Below are 20,728 nucleotides of genomic sequence, written 5' to 3' on the forward strand. Positions count from 1 at the left end.
GCGGGACAAATCGCCTATCTAAGGCGGTATGACGACCAAAACCCAACATAGCCGTGACCATGGGGGCGGCATTGATGCCGCGGCTGCCCAATATGGTGGGGCGCGCGCAGATTGGCTTGATCTTTCAACAGGGATCAACCCCTGCCCCTATCCAATCGGTGACCTGCCTGCCGATGCATGGCGCGCCCTGCCCGATCAAGGGGCTGAGGCCGCGCTGATTGCCGCCGCGCGCGCATTTTGGTCGGTTCCCGCATATCTTGATATTCTGCCAACACATGGCGCCTCTGCAGCAATTGCGCGATTGCCCACGATTTTTCGGGATCTGGACAAATCCGTGCAGATCACCATGCCCACCTATAATGAATGGGCGGCCAGTTTCGAGGGTGCAGGTTGGACGATATCCCAAGGCAGCGCCGCGCTTGAGATCTATGTCCACCCCAACAACCCCGATGGTCGCCTCGCGCCTGCACCAGTCAGTGACAAAATCCGCATCTATGATGAAAGTTTCTGCGATGTGATGCCTGAGGCAAGCCACCTGCCCAAAATCGCAGAAAACAGTCGCGATATTGTGCTTAAAAGCTTTGGGAAATTCTGGGGCCTTGCAGGTCTGCGCCTTGGCTTTGTCATCGCCGCCCCCGACACGATTGCCCGTTTGCGGGCGCTCATGGGCCCATGGTCTGTTTCAGGCCCCGCCCTTGTGATCGGGGCGCGGGCCTTGCGTGATCCCGCATGGGCCGAAGATACCCGCCGCAGATTGGCGCAAGATGCGGCGCGGCTTGATGCGCTGATGGCGGCGGCAGGTGCAAATGATCCGTGCGGCACAAGCCTGTTTCGACTGTTCCATGTTGGCAACGCTGCGGCCCTGCAATCCAAGCTTGCGCAGCATCACATCTGGACACGCATCTTTTCCTATTCCACCTCTATGATCAGACTGGGCTTACCCCATGCACCCGAAGACTGGACAAGGTTGGAAAAGGCATTGGCATGATCACGGAAACCGCTGCCCTCTTGGTTCTGGCGCTTGGCCTTGATGCCCTATTTGGCGAACCGCGCATGTTGTGGCAGCGCATCCCCCATCCTGCCGTGGTGATGGGGCGGATCATTGCTTGGGCAGATCGCCGCTACAACACCGAAAACGCGGCTGCACGCAGCGCAGGCGTGACGGTTATGGCGCTTCTGTCCCTTGGCGCTTTGGGGCTTGGGGCCACAATCGCGCTCTTGCCCTATGGAGAGGTGATCTCAATCCTGCTTGCAGCCATCCTTATCGCACAGCGCAGCCTCATATCCCATGTCTTGGCCGTGCGCGATGCTTTGGGCCTATCGCTGCCCGAAGCCCGCCGCGCGCTCAGCGATATCGTAGGGCGGGACACGGCTGAATTGGGTGAAAGCGAAATCAGCCGTGCCGCGATTGAATCTGCGGCTGAAAATTTTTCAGACGGGGTGATTGCCCCTGCCTTTTGGTTTCTTATCCTCGGGCTACCTGGCGTGTTGCTCTACAAACTCGTGAACACAGCCGACAGCATGATTGGCCACCGCACCCCGCGACATGAGGAATTTGGGTTTGCTGCCGCCAAGTTTGACGACATCCTCAACTACATCCCTGCCCGTCTCAGCGGGGCACTGATTGCCGCTGTTTGCGGCAAACCTGCGGCTGGGGCGGTGATGCGCGAGGACGCCTCAAAGCACCCAAGCCCCAATGCAGGATGGCCCGAAGCCGCAATGGCAGGCGCGCTTGATATCACATTGGCAGGCCCGCGCAGTTATCATGGGCATCTCAGCGATCACCCAAGCCTGAACGCCGCAGGAAGGGCAGAGGCCACACGCAGCGATATTTCGAACGCGGTTACGATCCTTTGGAAATCATGGGCCGCATTTGTGTTTGCTGTCTTATTTCTGGCGGTCTTGGCCACCTAGGCGACCAAAGCCTCAGCCTTTTTCAGATCAACACTGACCAATTGGCTGACACCTTGCTCGGCCATTGTGACGCCGAACAAGCGATCCATCCGCGCCATCGTCACAGCATGGTGCGTGATGATCAAGAAGCGCGTTTTGGTGCGGCGGGTCATCTCGTCCAACATATCGCAGAAACGGGTCACGTTGGCATCGTCCAAAGGCGCATCCACCTCGTCCAACACACAGATTGGCGCAGGATTGGCCAAGAATACCGCGAAGATAAGCGCAAGCGCGGTAAGGGTTTGTTCCCCCCCCGACAACAGTGACAAGGTCGAGAGTTTCTTGCCCGGCGGTTGGCACAGGATCTCAAGCCCCGCTTCCAGAGGGTCATCGCTTTCGACCAAAACAAGCCGCGCTTCACCACCGCCAAAGAGGTGACTAAACAACTGTCCGAAATTGCGGTTGACCTCATCAAAGGCTGTCAAAAGACGCTCGCGCCCTTCTTTGTTCAAGGCCGCAATCCCCGAACGCAGCTTTGAAATGGCAGCCTCAAGATCCTGCTTTTCTGACAGCAACGTGTCATGCTCGGTTTGGACTTCGCGCGCATCCTCCTCAGCCCGCAGGTTAACCGCACCAAGCGCATCGCGCTGACGGCGCAGGCGCATAACATCGCCTTCAAGCTTTTCAGCCGAGGCCATATCGGTCGGGTCTGTCTCTAATTGCTCTAACAACGCGTCAGGGGTGACTTCCATCTCCTCATGGATGCGCTCTGCTGCATGGGCAACGGATTCTGCCGCACCATCGCGCCGCGCTTCGGCAGCCGCACGGGCTTCGCGGGCATCCGAGGCGCTGCGTTCGACATCACGCTCGGCAGATGTCGCGGTGCGCGCAATACCTTCTGCAACGCTCAACGCATCTGCGGCAGCCGCCTTGCGTGCCTCGGCATCTTTGATCTTTTGCGCCAATTCTGCGCGCTGGCCCGCAAGATGGTCGGGTTTGTTCTTCGCATCTTGCAATTGAGCCTCAGCCTCAATGCGGCGGGTGTTCAACTCCGCCATGCGGGACTTGGCGGTATCAAGACGCTTTTGCCACCCATCTACTTCGCTTGCAATTTGGTCAATGCGGCGTTCCCGCGCTTCGCCTTGGCGTTTGATCTCATCATGCGCCGTGCGTTTGGCCAACATCGTCAGACGCGCAGCCTCGACTGTCGATTTCGCGCTTTCAACCCGCGCGCGCATTGTCGTGAGGTCTTCAAGGGCTTTTTGCCCCGCCTCAGCTTCAACCAATTGCCGCTCGGCACTTGCGGCTTCCTCGCCATGGCGGCTGACGGCTTGGGTCAATGTCTCAAGACGACCCGCCAAAATATTGCGCTCTGCTTCGGCGCGCGACAAGAGGCGGCTGGCTTCGGCCATCGCGCTATCGGCGTCACGGCGCGATTGGCGGGCAGTTTTATCTGCCTCGCTTGCAGCAGTGAGGCGTGCCGAAATTTCGTCATGACGGCTGCGGGCGGCATCGGCGGCATCCTTGGCCGCAGTCAATTCCTGGTCCAACTTTTCCAGTTGATTGACCTGCTGCAAGCGCCGTGCAGCCGCGCTTGAGCTGTCCTCAGATGCAAGGCTATAGCCGTCCCACCGCCAGAGATCCCCCTCGCGGCTGACCAAGCGCTGACCTGGCAAAAGATCCTTTTGCAACCGCGCCCCATCTGCCGCATCGACAATACCGACCTGCGACAAACGCCGCGCCAATACGCGCGGCGCGCGGGTGACATCGGCCAAACAAATCGCCCCTTGGGGCAAGGGTTGGGGATTGGCATATTGATCCAGACCAAGCCACCCCGTCAGCCGTGTTGCCAGACCATCTGCGCGGATCGGGGCCTTGAGGTCATCGGCCAAGGCCGCCCCAACGGCGGCCTCAAAACCCACATCCACCTTCACATGATCCAGCAATTGCTCCGCCGCGCCCTGTGCACGCTCAAGCAGGCGGCGCAATGCGCGCACTTCGGACTCAAGCGTGCTGAGCGTGCCATTGGCCTCAGCCAAAGCCGCGCGGGCCTCGCCCTCTTCGCTTTGTGCGGTGGCGCGATCTGCTTCGGCCTTTGCCAATGCAGCCTCAGCTTGGTTTGCTTGCTCTGTCGCACTGGCCAAAGCGGTTTGTGCTGTGTCTACATCGTGGCTCACCTCGGCCAAGCGCGCTTCGGCTTCCGCCGCCGCAAGCCGTGCCTTTTCCGCCTCGGCGCGGTTCCGCTCAAGGGCCGCGCGGGCGTCAGAAACAATGCGCTCTGCGGATTGATGGCGCGCTGCAAGACGCGCCGCGTCTTCTGTCAGCTGACTGAGCCCCGTTTCACAATCGGCCAAAACCTCTGCGGCATCAGCGGCCGCAAGTGACGCTGCCTTCAGCGCCTCATCATGGCCTTTACGCGCCTCAAAGAGGGCTTCGCGCTCCTCCATCAGCTTGGCCACTGTTTCGCTTGCATCCGTGTTAAGGCTGTCCTCGCGACCAATGTCACGGGTCAGTTGTTCAATCCGTGCTTCCAAACCTTCAATCGCTTGACGAACACGGAAATCTTCGGCTTGCAGCGTTTCGCGCTCTACAGTCAGCCGCTGCGAAATTGCGGCGGCAATTGCCTCCTCCTCCCGTTTAGGGGGAAGGGCGGCTTCGGCCTCCTCACGCGCTTGGGCGGCCTTGACCGCGGCCGCCTCAGCCTGCGCCGCAGATTGCACGGCCAAGCGCAAGGTTTCCTCAGCGCGTGCGCGGGCCTGATCTGCCTCTCGCCACCGCAAATATAACAGCATCCCTTCGGCTTGGCGCAGCTCTGTCCCGATCTCGCGATACCGCGCGGCTTGGCGCGCCTGCCGAGCAAGCGAGGATAATTGCCCCGCCAGTTGTTCAATCACATCATCAACACGGGTGAGATTGGTTTCTGCACCCTTCAGCTTTAGCTCGGCCTCATGACGGCGCTGATAGAGGCCCGAGATACCCGCAGCCTCTTCAAGAACCCGCCGTCTTGCGCGTGGTTTTGCGTTGATCAGCTCCGAAATCTGACCCTGCCGCACCAAGGCGGGGCTATGCGCGCCTGTTGAGGCATCCGCAAACAGCATCTGCACATCGCGCGCACGCGTGTCTTTGCCATTGGCCTTGTAGGCAGATCCTGCATCGCGGGTAATACGGCGCACGACTTCAAGGGTGTCATCCTCGTTAAACCCTGCGGGTGCGAGACGGTCTTGATTGTCGATGCTAAGGGATACTTCTGCGAAGTTACGCGCAGGCCGCGTGGCCGCCCCCGCGAAAATCACATCTTCCATACCGCCGCCGCGCATCGCCGAGGCGCGGTTCTCGCCCATGACCCACCGCAACGCTTCCAGAAGATTAGACTTGCCACAGCCATTGGGGCCAACCACGCCCGTAAGACCGTCCGAAATCACCAATTCGGTCGGGTCAACAAAGCTTTTAAAGCCGTTCAAGCGTAATCTGGAAAACCGCACAGGCAGACCCTTCGGTGATTCTTATTCAGTGTTACTGTCTCGCCGCTGCCATCACAGAGTCAATCACGAACCCCACGATGTGGATAAGTTTAACCAGTTTTCCACAAGATATAGTCAAATTTAGCCAATTTTCTGCCCTGCGACATTTCATCCATTTCTAAACTAAACCGATTAGTTCATAAATCAGTTAACAAAGTTCATCAAAGGGGACTAGCAATGTCACTCGCTCAAAATCGATATTCACCGCTCTACTTCCTTGCTTCGCTAGGTGCAGGGGGATTGGCCGTTACGTTTTTTATGTGGCTGATGTTTTGGGTGCCGCATCCTGACCAACCCGTTCCGATCTTCGAAAACAACTTTGCGGTTTTGACGACAGGGTCAATTTTGCAGCAGGCTATGGTCTTGGGCGCCATGGCGGGGATCGCAGTTTTTGGGTTCTTGAACATCAAGCTGTTGATCTGGAACCTTGGGCGCTTCTCTGCGTTCCGCGCAGCGGCGTCTTATTCAGATTTTGCCGCTTCAAACGCAGGGAGCCAAGTTTTGGCGCTGCCTCTTGCCTTGGCGATGACGGTTAATGTTGGCTTTCTGCTGGGTCTTACCTTTGTCCCAGGGCTATGGAGCATTGTGGAATATCTATTCCCCGCAGCCATGGCCGCCTTCTTGATGATCGGCATTCTGGCATTCCGCATGATCGCTGATTTCCTCAAGGCGCGCTTTGCCAATGGCGGTTTCAAATGTGCCGCGAACAACTCCTTTGCCCAAGTTCTGCCCGCATTTGCGCTGTCTATGATCGGTGTTGGACTTGCTGCCCCCGCCGCAATGTCGAACCTACAACTGACGGCAGGGATCTCGATTATTCTGGGAACCTTCTTCATCACAGCGGCGCTGTTGATCGCTTTTGTCGCCGCGATACTGGGTCTGCGCTCAATCATGGAGAACGGCCTGAATGTTGAGGCCGCCCCCACGCTGATGGTCATCATTCCGCTGATCACTGTTGTTTCGATTGCGATGATGCGGATCTCGCATGGCCTGCACGTTCATTTCGACATCCATGGCGGTGCGGGTGAAACATTTACCTTCCTGACACGCATGCTGTCGATTGAAGTTCTGATCGCACTCTTTGGCATCATGGCCTTGACCAGCGTGGGCTATCTCGGCCGCTTCATTAATGGCACCGAAGCCTCTGCAGGCTCATACGCCCTTGTTTGCCCTGGCGTTGCAATGTCTGTCTTGGGTCATTTTTGGATCAACAAAGGTCTGGTCGCCACGGGCATGATCGCAAAATTTGGCGCAGCCTATTGGGTGCTCAGCGCATTGGCCCTTGGCCTGCAATTCGCAATGATCGCCTTGGTTCTGGTCCTTGCGCGCAAACATTGCGCGAAGAACAGCGCCGCAGCACTTGCGCCCGCTGAATAAACCACACCCCACGAGGTTACGGGCTGCGATGCACATCGCGGCCCGTTTCATTTGTATAAACCCCATATTATCCTTTGCATTGAGATCATCCCCAAGCAGTGGTATCCTTGGGGTATTCGTCAGCGCCAGATGGCTGCCCATCTTAGACTGACGCCATGAAACGGAGGGCCTTCGTCCTGACTGGACCGAGAATGGCGGTAACTGACACCGCAGAGATTGCGCCGCATGCCGACACGCATGCACCCCGCATTGGTGGCAAGGATTTGCTAGACCAAGTGCTTGACTCTCTGAGCGATGACAAAGCTGAAAACGTAATCACGATCGAGCTGGCGGGGAAATCCTCGATGGCCGATTATATGGTCGTGGCTTCGGGGCGTTCGACACGGCAAGTGGCCGCTATAGCGACCAATTTGGTGGATCGCCTCAAGCAAGATTACGGGCTTTTGTCCAAAACCGAAGGCAAAGACGCAGGTGATTGGGTTTTAATCGACACGGGCGATGTGATCGTTCATGTCTTCCGCCCGGAAGTGCGGGATTTCTACCAGATCGAAAAGATGTGGCTGCCCAATGGCACGGCGCAGGCCTAATCGGCCATGCGCGTGTCCATCTGTTGTGTTGGCCGCCTGCGGCAAGGCCCCGAACATGATCTGATTACCGATTACCTCACGCGATTTGATCGCACTGGCCGCGCACTTGGCCTGACCTTAGGCGATGTCATTGAGGTGGAAGATAAAAAGAATCAGGGCATGAAAGCCGAAGGCGACTTGCTGCGCCGTGCTTTGCCAAAATCCGCGCTGATCTGGGCGCTAGACGAGCGGGGCGAGACCCTAAGCTCTCCAGAATTCGCCACAGGTCTTGGCCAAGTACGTGATCAAGGAACAAGCGATTTGGCGCTGATCATTGGCGGGGCAGATGGCATTGAGCCAAACCTGCGCGGCGAAGCCGCACGGCGTATTTCCTTCGGCCGTATGGTTTGGCCGCATATGTTGGTGCGGGTGATGCTGTCTGAACAGCTTTACCGTGCCGCATCAATCCTTGCGGGCGCGCCTTATCACCGCGTCTGAAACCTTTCTTTAAGCAAAATATCCGAACTTGGCCGCGATTGAGATTTCGCGCGAGAGGCCAAGATTGGCGATGGCCTGCCTGACACCCATGTTGCATTTGGGCAGCCCTGCACCCACGGGCCAGCACCCAAGGCCAGACGGGGATATGCCGCCTAAGGGTCGGTTGGTGGCGGTGATTGCAACGCATAATCGCCTCGCGTCTTTATCGCGCGCGTTTGATGCACTTCTGGAAAGCACATCTCGTGATCTGGCCGAACTGCGCGACTATTGCGATGCGGCGCTCATTCTAGAGGCGGGAAAGCTTAACTACTATGCAGACCTGAATGAGACCATCAAGGCGCATAAGGCCATGCTGTCGTAGCGCTCAGATATCCCGCAAACGGGGCGCGTTCGCGTTCAGATCGCCTGTTGCGGGCAAGATCTGCGGGCCTTTGCACACCAGATCACAGGGCGCACTGTGCCCGAAGACAGGCATTTGCCCCTTCAACAGAGATTGCACAATCACCGCACCGCGATCCTGAGGCGAAAGCATCTGCAACACAAATGCCAGCCCAATGGCGACACTCAAAGCGACCAGTTTAAACCCACTGCGCAGTGATTTATTGTCAGTCCGTGTCATAGCCTGGCTCCCATTGCTTTGGGAAAATGTGGAAACTGCCCGCACTAAACTGTGATTGATATTGCACATCAAGACGGCATCCTGTCTCCTCACGCGAAGGTTACTAGGGCAAGGGCGAGGCAAATCATGGTCAGCACACATCAAAGCGAAGAAGACGCGCGCAATGAACATATTCTGATCTGGATCAACGGAGCGCTCAAACCGCGCGCCGAGGCAATGGTCAGCGTCTATGACAGCGGCTTTATGCTTGGTGATGGCGTTTGGGAGGGGTTACGTCTCTATAATGGGAAATGGGCCTTTTTAGACGATCATATGGATCGCCTGTTTGAGGCTGCCAAAGCGATTGATCTTGATATCGGCATGACCCGCGCCGCGGTGATTGCGGCCCTCGAACACACCCGCCGCGCCAACGAGATGCAGACCGATGCCCATGCCAGGTTGATGGTCACGCGTGGGGTCAAGATGCGCCCCTTTCAACATCCTGCCCTGTCGCGTTCTGGCGCGACTGTTGCGATCATCATGGAGCATTCCAAACCCTCCATCCCGCGCCCCATTCGTCTGGCCACAGTGCCACATCTGCGCGGCTTGCCGATGACGCAGGACCCCAAGCTAAACTCTCATTCCAAATTGAATTGTATTCTCGCTTGCATCGCCGCGGAAAAGGCGGGAGCAGATGAGGCATTGATGTTAGACATCCATGGCTTTGTGAACACCACAAATGCGTGCAATTTCTTCATCATTCGCAAGGGCGAGGTTTGGACAAGCACAGGCGATTATTGCATGAATGGGATCACACGGCAGAAGGTCATTGACCTGTGCCACAACAATGACATCCCCGTCTTTGAGAAAAACTTTTCCTTGGTGGAAACCTATAGCGCAGATGAGGCATTTTTGACGGGCACATTCGGCGCGCAAACCCCTGTAGGCAAGATTGACGGCCGCGTCATCGGCACAGGCGATTTAGGGCCACTGACCACGCGCATCCGCGCGCTTTATAAAGACATGATTGATCAAGGCACAGAATAGAATGACAAAAATTGCCATGTGGTCGGGGCCACGCAACCTTTCGACTGCGATTATGTATGCCTTTGGGGCGCGCGCCGATTGCGCGGTTTGGGACGAGCCATTCTACGCCCCCTATTTGGCAGAGACAGGGCTCGACCACCCGATGCGATCCGATATCCTTGCCGCGCATGAAAGCGATGCAAAGATCGTGGCGCGGCGCTGTGCGGGCAGCCCGCCTGACGGAAAAGAGCATTGGTATATGAAACACATGCCCCACCATATGTTGGATGGGTTTGACATGACTTGGGCTGAGGGCTGCGTGAATATGCATCTGATCCGTCACCCCGCCCGCGTCATTGCCTCCTACCTCGCCAAGCGCGATATGCCGAGCCTGCTTGATATTGGCTATCCTCAACAATGGGCGCTTTATCAGCGCCTCCCTGGCCCAATTTTCGACAGCACAGATATTCGCGCGAACCCAGAGGCCATGTTGCGCATGATCTGCGCAGCGGCCGACCTTCCGTTTGACGCAGCAATGTTATCTTGGCCCGCAGGGCCACGGGCCCAAGATGGTATTTGGGCCAAGCATTGGTATGGGGCTGTGCATCGCTCAACTGGGATTTCTGATCCCGAAGGGCCATTGCCTGATTTGCCCAAAGAATATCATGGGCTGCTGACCGAGGCGCTTGAATATTACGAACAAATGCGCAGTCTAAAACACACAGGCTAAGGTTAAATCAGGGGGAGTGCGCGATGCGAAAATCAGCCAAAGACGAACAAATCCTATCCCCCGCCGCACCTCACCCCAAATATTTCAGCAAGGCCGCAGACGCAGTCGCCGAATTGCAACTGCTGTATCAGGCGGCCACAAAATTCCTTTACGATGCCTTTTCCGAGGCCTTAAAAGCCCCGCGCGAGAACACCCGCTATCGCGCCTTTTATCCCGAGATACGGATTACCACGACAGGTTTTGGCAAGATCGACACCCGCCTTTCTTTTGGTCATGTCGCAGAACCGGGCACCTATTCCACAACGGTCACGCGCCCCGATTTATTTGCAAATTATCTGACACAGCAAATCGCCCTGCTGATTGAAAACCATAATGTTGAGGTCGCGATTGGGGTATCCTCCACGCCAATTCCACTGCATTTTGCGGTGCTGACAGATCCCAATCTCAACATCCCGCAAGAGGCTGCGCTGACCTTTCCCTTGCGCGATATGTTTGATGTGCCTGATCTGGGCGGCATCCATGACGAGATCGTCAATTCTTTTGGCTTTAAGCATCCAGACGGATCGGGGCCGCTTGCGCCCTTTACCGCCGAACGGATCGACTATTCTCTAGCACGGCTCGCTCATTATACCGCGACTGATCCTGTTTATTTCCAGAACCATGTTCTGTTCACCAATTACCAATTCTATATTGACGAATTCATTGCCTATGCGCGGGCAATGTTGGCCGACCCAAACAGTGGCTACACCGCCCTTGTTGGGCCGGGCGATCAAGTTTTGATGACTGCTGAAGCAGAGCTCACACATCCCGCAAAAATGCCCCAGATGCCAAGCTATCACCTCACCCGTAAAGACAATGCAGGTATTAGTTTGGTTAATATTGGGGTTGGGCCTTCAAACGCAAAAACCGCCACTGACCATATTGCAGTTTTGCGACCCCATGCATGGTTGATGGTTGGTCATTGTGCAGGTCTGCGCAACACGCAGGCGCTTGGCGATTATGTCTTGGCACATGCCTATCTGCGCGAAGATCATGTTCTTGATGATGACCTGCCTGCATGGGTTCCCATCCCCGCATTGGCCGAAGTTCAAATTGCCCTTGAGGATGCGGTGGCAGATGTTGCGCAAGTATCTGGCTATGAATTGAAACGGATCATGCGCACAGGCACGGTCGCCACAATCGACAATCGCAATTGGGAATTGCGCGATCAATCTGGCCCCGTAAAGCGCCTCAGCCAAAGTCGCGCCATCGCACTTGATATGGAAAGCGCAACAATCGCCGCCAATGGATTTCGCTTTCGGGTGCCTTATGGCACGCTGCTTTGTGTCTCGGATAAGCCGCTGCATGGCGAATTAAAGCTGCCCGGAACGGCCTCAGAATTCTATAAAACCCAAGTGACGCGACATTTGTTGATCGGCATTCGCGCCATGGAAAAATTGCGCGAAATGCCGCTTGAACGCCTTCATAGCCGAAAATTGCGGTCTTTTGAGGAAACGGCTTTCTTATAAATATATAAATTTCTGTCAAGATGCATGTTTTCTGCACCATTATGTCTACTAATTGTTGTGTCCATCCACAATATTAGGGTAATTTTGCACTAGCGAGCCCAAGGGTTCGGGGAGTAAAGGAGATAAAAAATGGCACAGAAACCGATGACAAAGACGCAGCTTGTTGCCGCGCTTGCCGACGAAATGGGCAGTGACAAGAAAACCGCAGCAGCCGCTTTGGATGCAGTGACCGCAGTGGTCACCAAAGAAGTCGCAGGCGGTGGCGCAGTAACCCTTCCTGGGATTGGCAAAGTATACTGCCGCGCACGTCCCGAGCGTATGGTGCGCAACCCAGCAACGGGTGAGCAGATCAAAAAGCCTGCCGACAAGGTTGTGAAGGTCACAATCGCAAAGGCATTGAAGGACAGCGTAAACGGCTAAGTTTTAGCAGTTTCGAAATTTTAAGGGCCGCCTTCTTGGGCGGCCCTTTTTCTTGGGCGGGTTTCATGCTTCTGTGTCGCAAGCAGGTTTCCGCAGGATGCATGACATGGATTTTCGCGCAATTGGAATGGGGCTGATTTTCGCCCTCATATGGTCTTCGGCTTTCACCTCTGCGCGGATGATCGTTGAGGCCGCGCCCCCCCTCTACGCATTGGTTCTGCGCTTTGGATTAGCGGGTCTGATTGGTGTGGCCGTTGCCAAGGCCCTCGGACAACACTGGAAATTTTCAGCCAAGCAATGGCGCGGCATTTTGATTTTTGGCACCTGCCAAAACGCGATCTATCTGGGCCTGAATTTTATCGCCATGCAAACGGTCGAAGCGGGGCTTGCAGCCATTATCGCATCCAGTATGCCGCTGTTGGTAGCGACTGCGAATTGGGCGTTTTTCCGCGAAACCCTCCCAAAGCTAGGGATTTTCGGCCTAATTGCGGGCTTTACTGGGGTGGCACTGATTATGTCACAGCGATTAACAGGCGGGGCGGATGTCATGGGCCTTGCACTCTGCGTCATAGCTGCCGTGGCGCTGACCATCGCAACATTGGCCGTGCGCAGTGCTTCAGCCTCAGGCGGAAATGTGATGATGACCGTTGGCTTGCAAATGGCAGTTGGCTCGATTGTCTTGCTGCCCTTTGCCTTAATCTTTGAAACACCAGAATTTGACATGTCGCAGCGTCTCTTTTGGGCCTTCACCTATACAACTTTAGCCCCAGGTCTTTTGGCGACATGGATTTGGTTTTTGCTGGTGGCTCGCATTGGGGCAACCCGCGCCGCAACGTTTCACTTCTTGAATCCGTTTTTTGGCGTGGCGATTGCGGCAGCGCTCCTTGGGGAACAATTATCTTTAGCTGACATAATTGGGGTTGCCATCATCGCAGGCGGGATTTTGGCGGTGCAGCTGGCCCGCGTGACCCCAACGCCGCCAAGCAGCTAGGCCCCGTCAAGCGGCGTATCGCTGACAATGACGCGCAGATTATCAATAGCGATGCGATAGGGCGTATCCGTATCATCGCTGCCAAATAGGCTGATTTCGCTCTCTGCGTCATAGCTGCTGACCGCAATGCGCAAAGATAATCTTGTGGTTTCTTCTCCCGATTGCGCTGACCCATCGGGTTTGGGATGCGCGTCAAGCAATTGAAACCGCGTGCCTGTTGGGCTCTGCTGCGCGATCTCGATCACGGGGGCGTGCGCCTCGCCTGTAATGCGCAAGGCTGCATCGGCAAAGCTGAGTTCAACCGCTGCACCTTCCCGTCCGTCAAGAAGCCATAGGTCTAACTCAAGCACAGCATTGCGAAAACCAAGTGGCAAAAGGATCGGTTTTTGGATCACCAACCCTGCTGCAACAGGGCCCAGAATACCGCCCGTTATCATGGATTGATTTGATTGGGCCGCACCACTAAAGCCGCCTTCGTTAAACTCGAAATCTTCGAAAGAGACCAGTCGGTCGTCTTGCGAGAACACCCGCAAACCCGCCGTGCTGTCATTGGTGCTTGCCCAGACATCGGGGGTCGGGCCGATCCGCCAAACCATCCCAATGAGGAGGCCAAGCGCCATGAGCGCGATGATCATCGTTCTTCCATCCACCCGAAAGGATCTCGGAAGTGCCCATGTTCGCTTGGCCTGTCGCATAGTTAACCTCTTACTCGTTTACCCCCTCAAGATCACAAGGAAACTTGGTTAAAAAGCGGCAAGGCCAAGAAAATTTTACGGAATTTGAAACTAATCTAAGAAACGGTCAGCCGATGTTGCCACGATTTGCGCCTATTTGTCCGCGATGCAGCAACAAATGATCTAGAACCACACAGGCCATCATCGCTTCACCCACAGGAACGGCACGAATACCTACACAAGGATCATGCCGCCCTTTTGTGATGATCTCAGCCGATTCGCCCGATTTCGTGATCGTTTGGCGCGGTGTCAGGATAGAGGAGGTGGGTTTCACGGCAAAACGCACAACCACATCTTGGCCAGTGGAAATTCCACCCAAAATCCCGCCCGCGTGATTAGAGGCGTATTGCGGGCCATCTGCGCCCATCGTGATTTCATCCGCGTTTTCACTACCCCGCAAGGCAGCGGAGTTCATGCCCTCGCCAATCTCAACACCTTTCACGGCATTGATTGACATCATCGCTGCGGCCAAATCCGTATCAAGCTTGCCATAAATCGGCGCGCCAAGACCTGCGGGCAAACCGCGCGCGACCACCTCGATCACCGCGCCGACACTGTCGCCCGATTTGCGAAGGCCATCTAAATAGCTTGCCCAATCTGCCGCTGCCTTGGGGTCAGGCGTCCAAAATGGGTTCTGCTCAATCTGATCCCAGTCAAACCGCACACGGTCAATCTGATTTGGGCCCATTTGCACCATGAAGCCCGTGATTTGCAGATCAGGCAGCAGCGTGGCCAAAACCGCGCGCGCAACCCCGCCTGCAGCCACGCGTGCAGCGGTTTCTCGCGCGCTTGATCGCCCACCCCCGCGCGGATCGCGGATACCGTATTTTTGCCAATAGGTGATATCGGCATGGCCTGGACGGAATTTTTCGGCAATTTCAGAATAATCTTTCGACCGCTGATCCGTGTTGCGGATCATCAACTGTATCGGCGTGCCTGTCGTCTGGCCGTCGTAAACGCCCGAAAGAATTTCCACCTCGTCAGGTTCGCGGCGTTGCGTGGTGTATTTATTCTGACCTGGTTTGCGGCGATCAAGCCAATGCTGCAGCATTGCGGCATCTATCGCAACACCTGGGGGGCATCCGTCAACAGTCGCGCCAAGGGCTGGCCCGTGGCTTTCGCCCCAAGTGGTAACCCGAAAAAGATGACCGAATGTGTTCATCGACATTGGCGTGACCTACATAATTTTAGCCTTCACAGGGGTTAGCCTTCCTGAGGCAAAATGCCAAGACCCTTGCCCTTCGCAGAAAACCTGCTTACATCAGTTCTTGTCTCGGGGTGGCCCGTTATAGGGCCTGAGATGCGCAATCCTGCGTAAACCCGTTGAACCTGAACCGGTTAGGACCGGCGGAGGGAAGGCTTTGGAACAGAGGGCAATTTGCCCAAGCTCCATCTTCACTTCGCCCGTCGCAATGGAGGAGTGAGGAAATGAAACACACCATCATAGCAGCGGGTATGAGCATCTTTGCAGGGGCGGCAATGGCCGAAAACCCTGTTTTGCATGTCTATACCTATGATTCATTTGTCGCTGATTGGGGGCCTGGGCCCCAGATTAAGGCTGCTTTCGAAGAAAGCTGTGGCTGTGATCTGCAATTCGTCAGTGCGGGCGATGGCGCAGCACTGCTGTCTCGGCTTAAGCTTGAGGGGAGCCGCAGCGAAGCGGATGTGGTCTTAGGCCTTGATACAAACCTGATGACAGCCGCACGCGATACGGGCCTATTCGCCACGCATGATATCTTCGTTGAGGGGCTGACCCTACCAATCGCTTGGGATGATGCAGAATTTCTGCCCTTTGATTGGGGCTATTTCGCCTTTGTCCATAATGCTGATCTGCCCGATCCCCCACAAAGTTTTGAGGAATTGGGCGCAAGTGATCTGCGCATCTTGATCCAAGACCCACGCAGTTCGACCCCAGGTTTGGGCCTCGTTTATTGGATTGAGGCCGCTTATGGCGATGGTGCTGCGCAGATTTGGCAGGATTTGGCGGATAACATCGTCACGGTTACCCCAGGATGGTCAGAGGCCTACGGCCTGTTCCTAGAGGGTGAGGCCGATATGGTGCTTTCCTACACAACATCCCCCGCCTATCACCTCATTGCTGAGGAAGACCCAAGCAAATCTGCCGCTGCCTTTGACGAAGGGCATTATATGCAAATTGAAATTGCAGGCATCACTGCGGCAAGCGATCAACCCGATTTAGCGCGTGCGTTTATGACCTTCATGCTGTCGCCCGAATTCCAATCCGTAATCCCCACGACAAACTGGATGTATCCTGCGGCTTTGCCCGCTTCGGCGCTGCCCGATGGGTTTGAAACCTTGATTGCCCCTGAAAAAGTTCTGCACTTCTCGGGGGATGAGGCTGCGGCGCTTCGCGATGCAGCGATTGACAGATGGCAAACCGCACTCAGCCGCTAAGTGCCTTGGTTTGGGTCGGGACGGGCGCTTTGGCGCTTGTCCTGACCGTGACCCTTGCCCCGCTTGTGGCGATTGCCGTCACGGCGGACGATGGGTTTAAACTACGCGCGGCCGACTGGGCCGCGATTCGCTTTACGCTCCTTCAGGCATTCCTCTCCGCAAGCCTGAGCCTTGCAATTGCCATTCCACTAGCCCGCGCTGTTGCGCGGCGGAGGTTTATTGGCAGGGGCATTTTCATCAGCCTGATGGGCGCCCCATTTATCCTTCCCGTCATCGTTGCCGTGATCGGGCTGATTGCAAGCTATGGGCATAACGGGTGGCTTGCGCGCGCCTTACAGGTCATTGGCCTAGACCTCCCTGAAATTTACGGGCTGCACGGCGTTGTTCTCGCGCATGTGTTTTTTAACCTCCCCCTTGCCGCGCGTTTAATCCTGCAAGAGTGGCAAGCCATCCCACAGGAACGCATACGCCTTGCACAGTCTTTGGGGCTTAAGGGCGGCGCTTTTTTTCGGCATATTGAATGGCCGATTTTGCGTAGCACTGCACCGGGCGCCCTTGTGGTGATTTTTCTGCTCTGTTGCTCAAGTTTCGCAGTCGCATTGATCTTGGGCGGTGGCCCGCGCGCCACCACGATTGAATTGGCCATTTATCAAGCGTTTCGATTTGATTTTGACCTTGGGCGCGCCGCGAGTTTGGCCGCCGTGCAGGCCCTGCTGTGCCTCGGCCTCGGCGCGTTTGCACTGCGGCTGTCAGCCCGTGGCACGGGACTTGGCACGGGGCTGGATCGCACATTGGCCCTGCCCACTGAGGGGCGCGCGTTTGTCGATACTATGGTGATCGTGGCTGCGGGTGTATTTCTCGCATTGCCCTTGGCGCGGATCGTGATCCTTGGCCTGCCAAATCTTACAGAACTACCCACAGCCGTTTGGATTGCGGCGCTGCGCTCGCTGATCATGGCGTTATCTGCGACCGCTCTGTCGATTGCGATGGCGCTGCCAATCGCCTTTGCCTTGCTCCGCTTGCGCCGCGCCGCAATGTTTGAGGCTCTTTGCCTGCTTGCCTTGGTCATTTCACCTTTGGCCCTCGGCACAGGATGGTTTTTGATTCTACGCCCACTTACCAATCCCATAACATGGGCCTTGCCCGTCACTATTTGCGTCAATGCCCTGATGGCGCTGCCCTTCGTGCTGCGTGCCGTTCTGCCCGCCCTTCGTGAGGCCGAAGCAAGCCAAGCCCGCCTTGCCACGGCGCTGGGCCTTGTCGGCTGGCACAGATTTCGACACGCGATCCTGCCGCGCCTTGTCCGTCCATTGGGCTTTGCAGCGGGTTTATGTGCGGCATTATCAATGGGGGATTTGGGCGTGATCGCCCTATTCGCGGCACCTGATCAAGCCACTTTGCCCCTAGAGATGCTGCGCCTGATGGGGGCCTATCGTATGGCGGATGCCCAAGGGGCTGCATTGCTGCTCTTGATCCTAAGCCTTGGCTTGTTTTGGATATTTGACCGTGGGGGCCGTTACCATGCTTGAGATCACAAACCTAAACTATCGCAACGCGGGCTTTGAATTGAAAGCCGTCTTCCGCGTGCAGCGGGGGGAACGCTTGGCTTTGATGGGGCAATCAGGCGCGGGGAAATCAACGTTGATCAGCCTTATCGCAGGGTTTCTCAGTCCAAATGTGGGAGAGATCTGGTTTGGCGGTGCAAACCTCACCCAGTGCGATCCATCCAAACGACCAATTTCAATCCTGTTTCAAGACAGCAATCTTTTCCCCCATCTGACTTTGCAGGAGAATCTAGGCCTGGCCCTCTCACCGCGATTGGCCTTGAACGCGGCGATGGAGGCGCAGATCAGCACCGCTTTGACGCAAGTCGGTTTGCGCGGGTTTGAGGGGCGCCGCCCTGCAAGCCTGTCAGGCGGACAACAATCTCGCGCAGCCATTGCGCGGGTACTTTTGCAAAATCGTCCAATATTGCTGATGGACGAGCCGTTTGCAGCCCTAGATCCCACTTTGCGGCGCGAGATGGCAGAATTGATCAGCACATTATGCCACGATTTGGGCCTGACCTTGATCCTAGCGTCTCATGATTTTACAGATGCCGAGCGGATGTGTAATCGCGTGATGCTTTTGACCGAAGGGCAGATTACAGGAGATTACCCAATCGCAGGCCTACGCGCCGCACCCCCTGCAGGTTTGGTGCCGTGGCTTTAGCCAAAAGAAAAAAGCGCCTCTGACATCAGAGGCGCTTTTAGGTTTCTATCGTCCCTTCAGGGGCGCTGCTTATTTCGCTGCGCCCGCTTTAGCGCGCGATTTGATCGGCGCCCAAAGTTTTTTATTAGTCAGATAAAGCATCACAGCGAGAATGCCGAGCATGATGATAGCGGTAAAGCCAAGCTGCTTACGCTCCATCATGCGGGGTTCTGCTGCCCAAGTCAGGAACGATGCCACATCTTTGGCCATGCTTTCGATATCATTGGGTGAGCCATCGGCAAACTCAACCGCACCATCCCACAAGGGAGGGGCCATGGCGATCAAGCCGCCAGGGTAAGTTTCGTTCTCATAAAAGTATGCCCCATACTGCTCTACCTCTTCGCCCGTATAATGGGTCAGAAGAGATGCAATATATTCCGGGCCGCCGATACCGTTAAACAACTGGTTCAGACCTAGGCCATATGGTCCATGAAAACCAGCGCGTGCCTTGGCCATTAGGCTCAGATCAGGCGCACCTTCAAAACCCGACTGGGGAAAGTGGTCATTCGGGGTCGCAGTGCGCCAATCATCAATCGATGGGTCATACACCTCGAACTGTTCCGCATAGGCGCGAGCCTGTTCGGGGGTATATCCCAAGCCATTTTCATCGGCGAGGTTACGGTAGGCCACATATTGCAGACCATGGCAGGCAGAGCATACTTCCGTGAAGACCTGAAGCCCACGCTGAAGCTGATCTTGGTCATAGCGACCGAATAGTCCTTGGAACGAGAATTCATAATTCTCGACATGGCCCGATGCACCTGCTGCAAATCCCGCTCCGGTCGAGAGGCTCAGCGCAGCGATTGTGCTGATCACAAGTTTCCTGAACATGTCAGACTATCCTTTCTCTCACTCAGCAGGAATTTTCGCAGAGGCGGGGCCAGTGCCCACGCTTGCGTTGCCGTAATGGCTGTTGAAATCCTCTTCGATGGTCGAAGGCGGTATAGTTGGCTTTTCCAGAACCCCCAGAAGCGGCAGGATCACGAGGAAATAGGCGAACCAATAGGCCGACCCGATCAAAGCGATGTAGGGGTAAATCCCTTCTGCAGGCATTGCACCCGCCCACATCAGCACGAAGAAGTTGACCACGAAAACCCAGAACCAAGGCTTAAACATTGGGCGGTAGCGGCCAGAGCGCACCGAAGATGTATCAAGCCATGGCACCAAGGCCATCACGATGATCGCACCAAACATGGCGAGAACACCGAAGAATTTCGCGTCAACAATCCCGCCGGTCAGGAAGTCCGCCGCAATCACAACCCAAACTTCACCGTCAAAGGCGCGCAGGATGGCGTAGAAGGGCAAGAAATACCATTCAGGCACGATGTGTGCAGGCGTGACCATTGGGTTTGCCTCGATATAGTTATCGGGGTGACCCAGATAGTTCGGCATAAAGCCCACGATGGCAAAGAAAGCCACCAGAACAACCGCCAAGGCGAACAGGTCTTTGATCACGAAATAGGGCCAGAATGGCAGCGTATCGGCTTCGGCCTCTTTCTTAGAGGCGCGGCGCACATCAACACCTGTTGGGTTGTTGTTACCCGTGGTGTGGAAGGCCCAAACGTGAACGATCACCAGACCCAAGATCACGAATGGCAACAGGTAATGCAGCGACAAGAAGCGGTTCAGCGTGGCGTTGTCCACCGCAGGCCCGCCCAAGAGCCATGTCTGGATCGCTTCGCCCACAAAGGGGATCGCGCCAAATAGGCCCGTGATCACGGTCGCGCCCCAGAAGGACATCTGACCCCAAGGCAGAACATAGCCCATAAAGGCTGTTCCCATCATCAGCAGGTAAATCAGCATACCGACAATCCATGTGACTTCGCGTGGCGCCTTGTAGGAGCCGTAGTAAAGACCACGGAAAATGTGCAGATAAACCGCGATAAAGAACAAAGACGCGCCGTTTTGGTGGATATAGCGGATCGCCCATCCCCCGTTCACGTTGCGCATAATGTGTTCAACGCTTGCAAAAGCGAGATCGACATGTGGAGTGTAATGCATCACAAGGATGATCCCTGTGACAATCTGCATGACCAAGCAGAACACAAGAACGATGCCCCAAATCCACATCCAATTCAGGTTCTTGGGGGTTGGGATCATCAATGTGTCATAAAGAAGGCCCACGATGGGAAGGCGCGAATGCAACCACTTCTCGGCGTTGGACTTCGGTTCGTAATGGTCGTGGGGAATGCCAGACATCG

Annotated in this window: 20 protein-coding genes and 1 riboswitch; of the genes, 14 read left to right on the plus strand and 6 right to left on the minus strand. The window is 55.9% G+C overall.

Features of this window, described 5'->3' with window-relative positions:
* The first annotated feature begins 28 nt into the window (after positions 1–28).
* Both AAC622_RS10560 and cbiB read left to right on the plus strand, forming a co-directional pair.
* Positions 29–988, plus strand: coding sequence for a threonine-phosphate decarboxylase (locus AAC622_RS10560; protein ID WP_340262365.1), 960 nt, complete (start codon positions 29–31; stop codon positions 986–988).
* Positions 985–1,914, plus strand: coding sequence for an adenosylcobinamide-phosphate synthase CbiB (gene cbiB, locus AAC622_RS10565; protein WP_340262367.1), 930 nt, complete (start codon positions 985–987; stop codon positions 1,912–1,914). Before AAC622_RS10560 ends, cbiB begins: the two co-directional genes overlap by 4 nt.
* On the opposite strand, the gene smc is transcribed toward cbiB, so the two are convergent.
* Positions 1,911–5,375 carry a chromosome segregation protein SMC gene (smc, locus tag AAC622_RS10570; RefSeq protein WP_340262369.1) on the minus strand — a complete coding sequence of 1,155 codons (3,465 nt, stop codon included), beginning with the start codon at positions 5,373–5,375 and terminating at the stop codon, positions 1,911–1,913. The genes cbiB and smc overlap by 4 nt on opposite strands.
* 216 nt (positions 5,376–5,591) lie before the next feature.
* Between smc and AAC622_RS10575 the strand changes: the two genes are divergently transcribed.
* From AAC622_RS10575 to AAC622_RS10590, 4 genes are all read left to right on the plus strand, one after another.
* Positions 5,592–6,791: a TsoY family (seleno)protein gene (locus AAC622_RS10575; protein ID WP_340262371.1), complete on the plus strand. Its 1,200-nt coding sequence runs from the start codon at positions 5,592–5,594 to the stop codon at positions 6,789–6,791.
* Between the two features lie 191 nt (positions 6,792–6,982).
* Positions 6,983–7,378, plus strand: coding sequence for a ribosome silencing factor (gene rsfS, locus AAC622_RS10580; protein WP_317656889.1), 396 nt, complete (start codon positions 6,983–6,985; stop codon positions 7,376–7,378).
* A gap of 6 nt (positions 7,379–7,384) precedes the next feature.
* A complete protein-coding gene (gene rlmH / locus AAC622_RS10585) occupies positions 7,385–7,855 on the plus strand; it encodes a 23S rRNA (pseudouridine(1915)-N(3))-methyltransferase RlmH (RefSeq protein WP_340262373.1) in 471 nt (156 codons plus the stop codon).
* Between the two features lie 28 nt (positions 7,856–7,883).
* Positions 7,884–8,216, plus strand: a complete 333-nt coding sequence (locus tag AAC622_RS10590) for a hypothetical protein (RefSeq protein WP_340262375.1) — start codon at positions 7,884–7,886, stop codon at positions 8,214–8,216.
* A 3-nt stretch (positions 8,217–8,219) separates the two neighbouring features.
* On the opposite strand, the gene AAC622_RS10595 is transcribed toward AAC622_RS10590, so the two are convergent.
* Positions 8,220–8,474, minus strand: coding sequence for a hypothetical protein (locus AAC622_RS10595; RefSeq protein WP_340262378.1), 255 nt, complete (start codon positions 8,472–8,474; stop codon positions 8,220–8,222).
* Positions 8,475–8,600: 126 nt separating this feature from the next.
* Between AAC622_RS10595 and AAC622_RS10600 the strand changes: the two genes are divergently transcribed.
* The 5 genes from AAC622_RS10600 (at position 8,601) to AAC622_RS10620 (ending at position 13,128) form a co-directional block, all read left to right on the plus strand.
* Positions 8,601–9,500 (plus strand): D-amino acid aminotransferase, encoded by a 900-nt coding sequence (locus AAC622_RS10600; protein ID WP_340262380.1) that lies wholly within the window; start codon positions 8,601–8,603, stop codon positions 9,498–9,500.
* A 1-nt stretch (position 9,501) separates the two neighbouring features.
* A complete protein-coding gene (locus tag AAC622_RS10605) occupies positions 9,502–10,209 on the plus strand; it encodes a sulfotransferase-like domain-containing protein (RefSeq protein ID WP_340262382.1) in 708 nt (235 codons plus the stop codon).
* A 23-nt stretch (positions 10,210–10,232) separates the two neighbouring features.
* Positions 10,233–11,717: an AMP nucleosidase gene (locus tag AAC622_RS10610; protein ID WP_340262384.1), complete on the plus strand. Its 1,485-nt coding sequence runs from the start codon at positions 10,233–10,235 to the stop codon at positions 11,715–11,717.
* Positions 11,718–11,846: 129 nt separating this feature from the next.
* Positions 11,847–12,137, plus strand: coding sequence for an HU family DNA-binding protein (locus AAC622_RS10615; RefSeq protein WP_340244157.1), 291 nt, complete (start codon positions 11,847–11,849; stop codon positions 12,135–12,137).
* Between the two features lie 106 nt (positions 12,138–12,243).
* Positions 12,244–13,128: a DMT family transporter gene (locus tag AAC622_RS10620; RefSeq protein ID WP_340262386.1), complete on the plus strand. Its 885-nt coding sequence runs from the start codon at positions 12,244–12,246 to the stop codon at positions 13,126–13,128.
* On the opposite strand, the gene AAC622_RS10625 is transcribed toward AAC622_RS10620, so the two are convergent.
* On the minus strand, positions 13,125–13,763 hold the full coding sequence (locus AAC622_RS10625; protein ID WP_340262388.1) for a hypothetical protein: 639 nt from the start codon (positions 13,761–13,763) through the stop codon (positions 13,125–13,127). The genes AAC622_RS10620 and AAC622_RS10625 overlap by 4 nt on opposite strands.
* A gap of 166 nt (positions 13,764–13,929) precedes the next feature.
* The gene (gene aroC, locus AAC622_RS10630; protein ID WP_340262390.1) at positions 13,930–15,030 is read right to left on the minus strand and encodes a chorismate synthase; all 1,101 of its coding nucleotides are present in this window, start codon (positions 15,028–15,030) and stop codon (positions 13,930–13,932) included.
* A gap of 96 nt (positions 15,031–15,126) precedes the next feature.
* Positions 15,127–15,235: riboswitch (TPP riboswitch) on the plus strand.
* Between the two features lie 55 nt (positions 15,236–15,290).
* Here aroC and thiB point away from each other — a divergent pair.
* The 3 genes from thiB to AAC622_RS10645 are packed head-to-tail and all read left to right on the plus strand — an operon-like array spanning position 15,291 to position 18,488.
* Positions 15,291–16,277, plus strand: coding sequence for a thiamine ABC transporter substrate binding subunit (gene thiB / locus AAC622_RS10635; protein WP_340262392.1), 987 nt, complete (start codon positions 15,291–15,293; stop codon positions 16,275–16,277).
* Complete coding sequence (locus AAC622_RS10640; protein ID WP_340262394.1) at positions 16,253–17,806, plus strand: thiamine/thiamine pyrophosphate ABC transporter permease ThiP; 1,554 nt, start codon at positions 16,253–16,255, stop codon at positions 17,804–17,806. The genes thiB and AAC622_RS10640 overlap by 25 nt, the downstream gene beginning before the upstream one ends.
* Positions 17,799–18,488 (plus strand): thiamine ABC transporter ATP-binding protein, encoded by a 690-nt coding sequence (locus AAC622_RS10645; RefSeq protein ID WP_340262396.1) that lies wholly within the window; start codon positions 17,799–17,801, stop codon positions 18,486–18,488. The genes AAC622_RS10640 and AAC622_RS10645 overlap by 8 nt, the downstream gene beginning before the upstream one ends.
* 69 nt (positions 18,489–18,557) lie before the next feature.
* On the opposite strand, the gene AAC622_RS10650 is transcribed toward AAC622_RS10645, so the two are convergent.
* Together AAC622_RS10650 and petB are read right to left on the minus strand one after the other, a co-directional pair.
* Entirely contained in the window at positions 18,558–19,358 is an 801-nt protein-coding gene (locus AAC622_RS10650) for a cytochrome c1 (RefSeq protein ID WP_340262398.1), read from the minus strand.
* Positions 19,359–19,376: 18 nt separating this feature from the next.
* The gene (gene petB / locus AAC622_RS10655; RefSeq protein WP_340253176.1) at positions 19,377–20,726 is read right to left on the minus strand and encodes a cytochrome b; all 1,350 of its coding nucleotides are present in this window, start codon (positions 20,724–20,726) and stop codon (positions 19,377–19,379) included.
* Between the last annotated feature and the right edge of the window lie 2 nt (positions 20,727–20,728).

This window comes from Roseobacter sp. HKCCA0882, assembly GCF_037805225.1.
Taxonomy (GTDB): domain Bacteria; phylum Pseudomonadota; class Alphaproteobacteria; order Rhodobacterales; family Rhodobacteraceae; genus M30B80.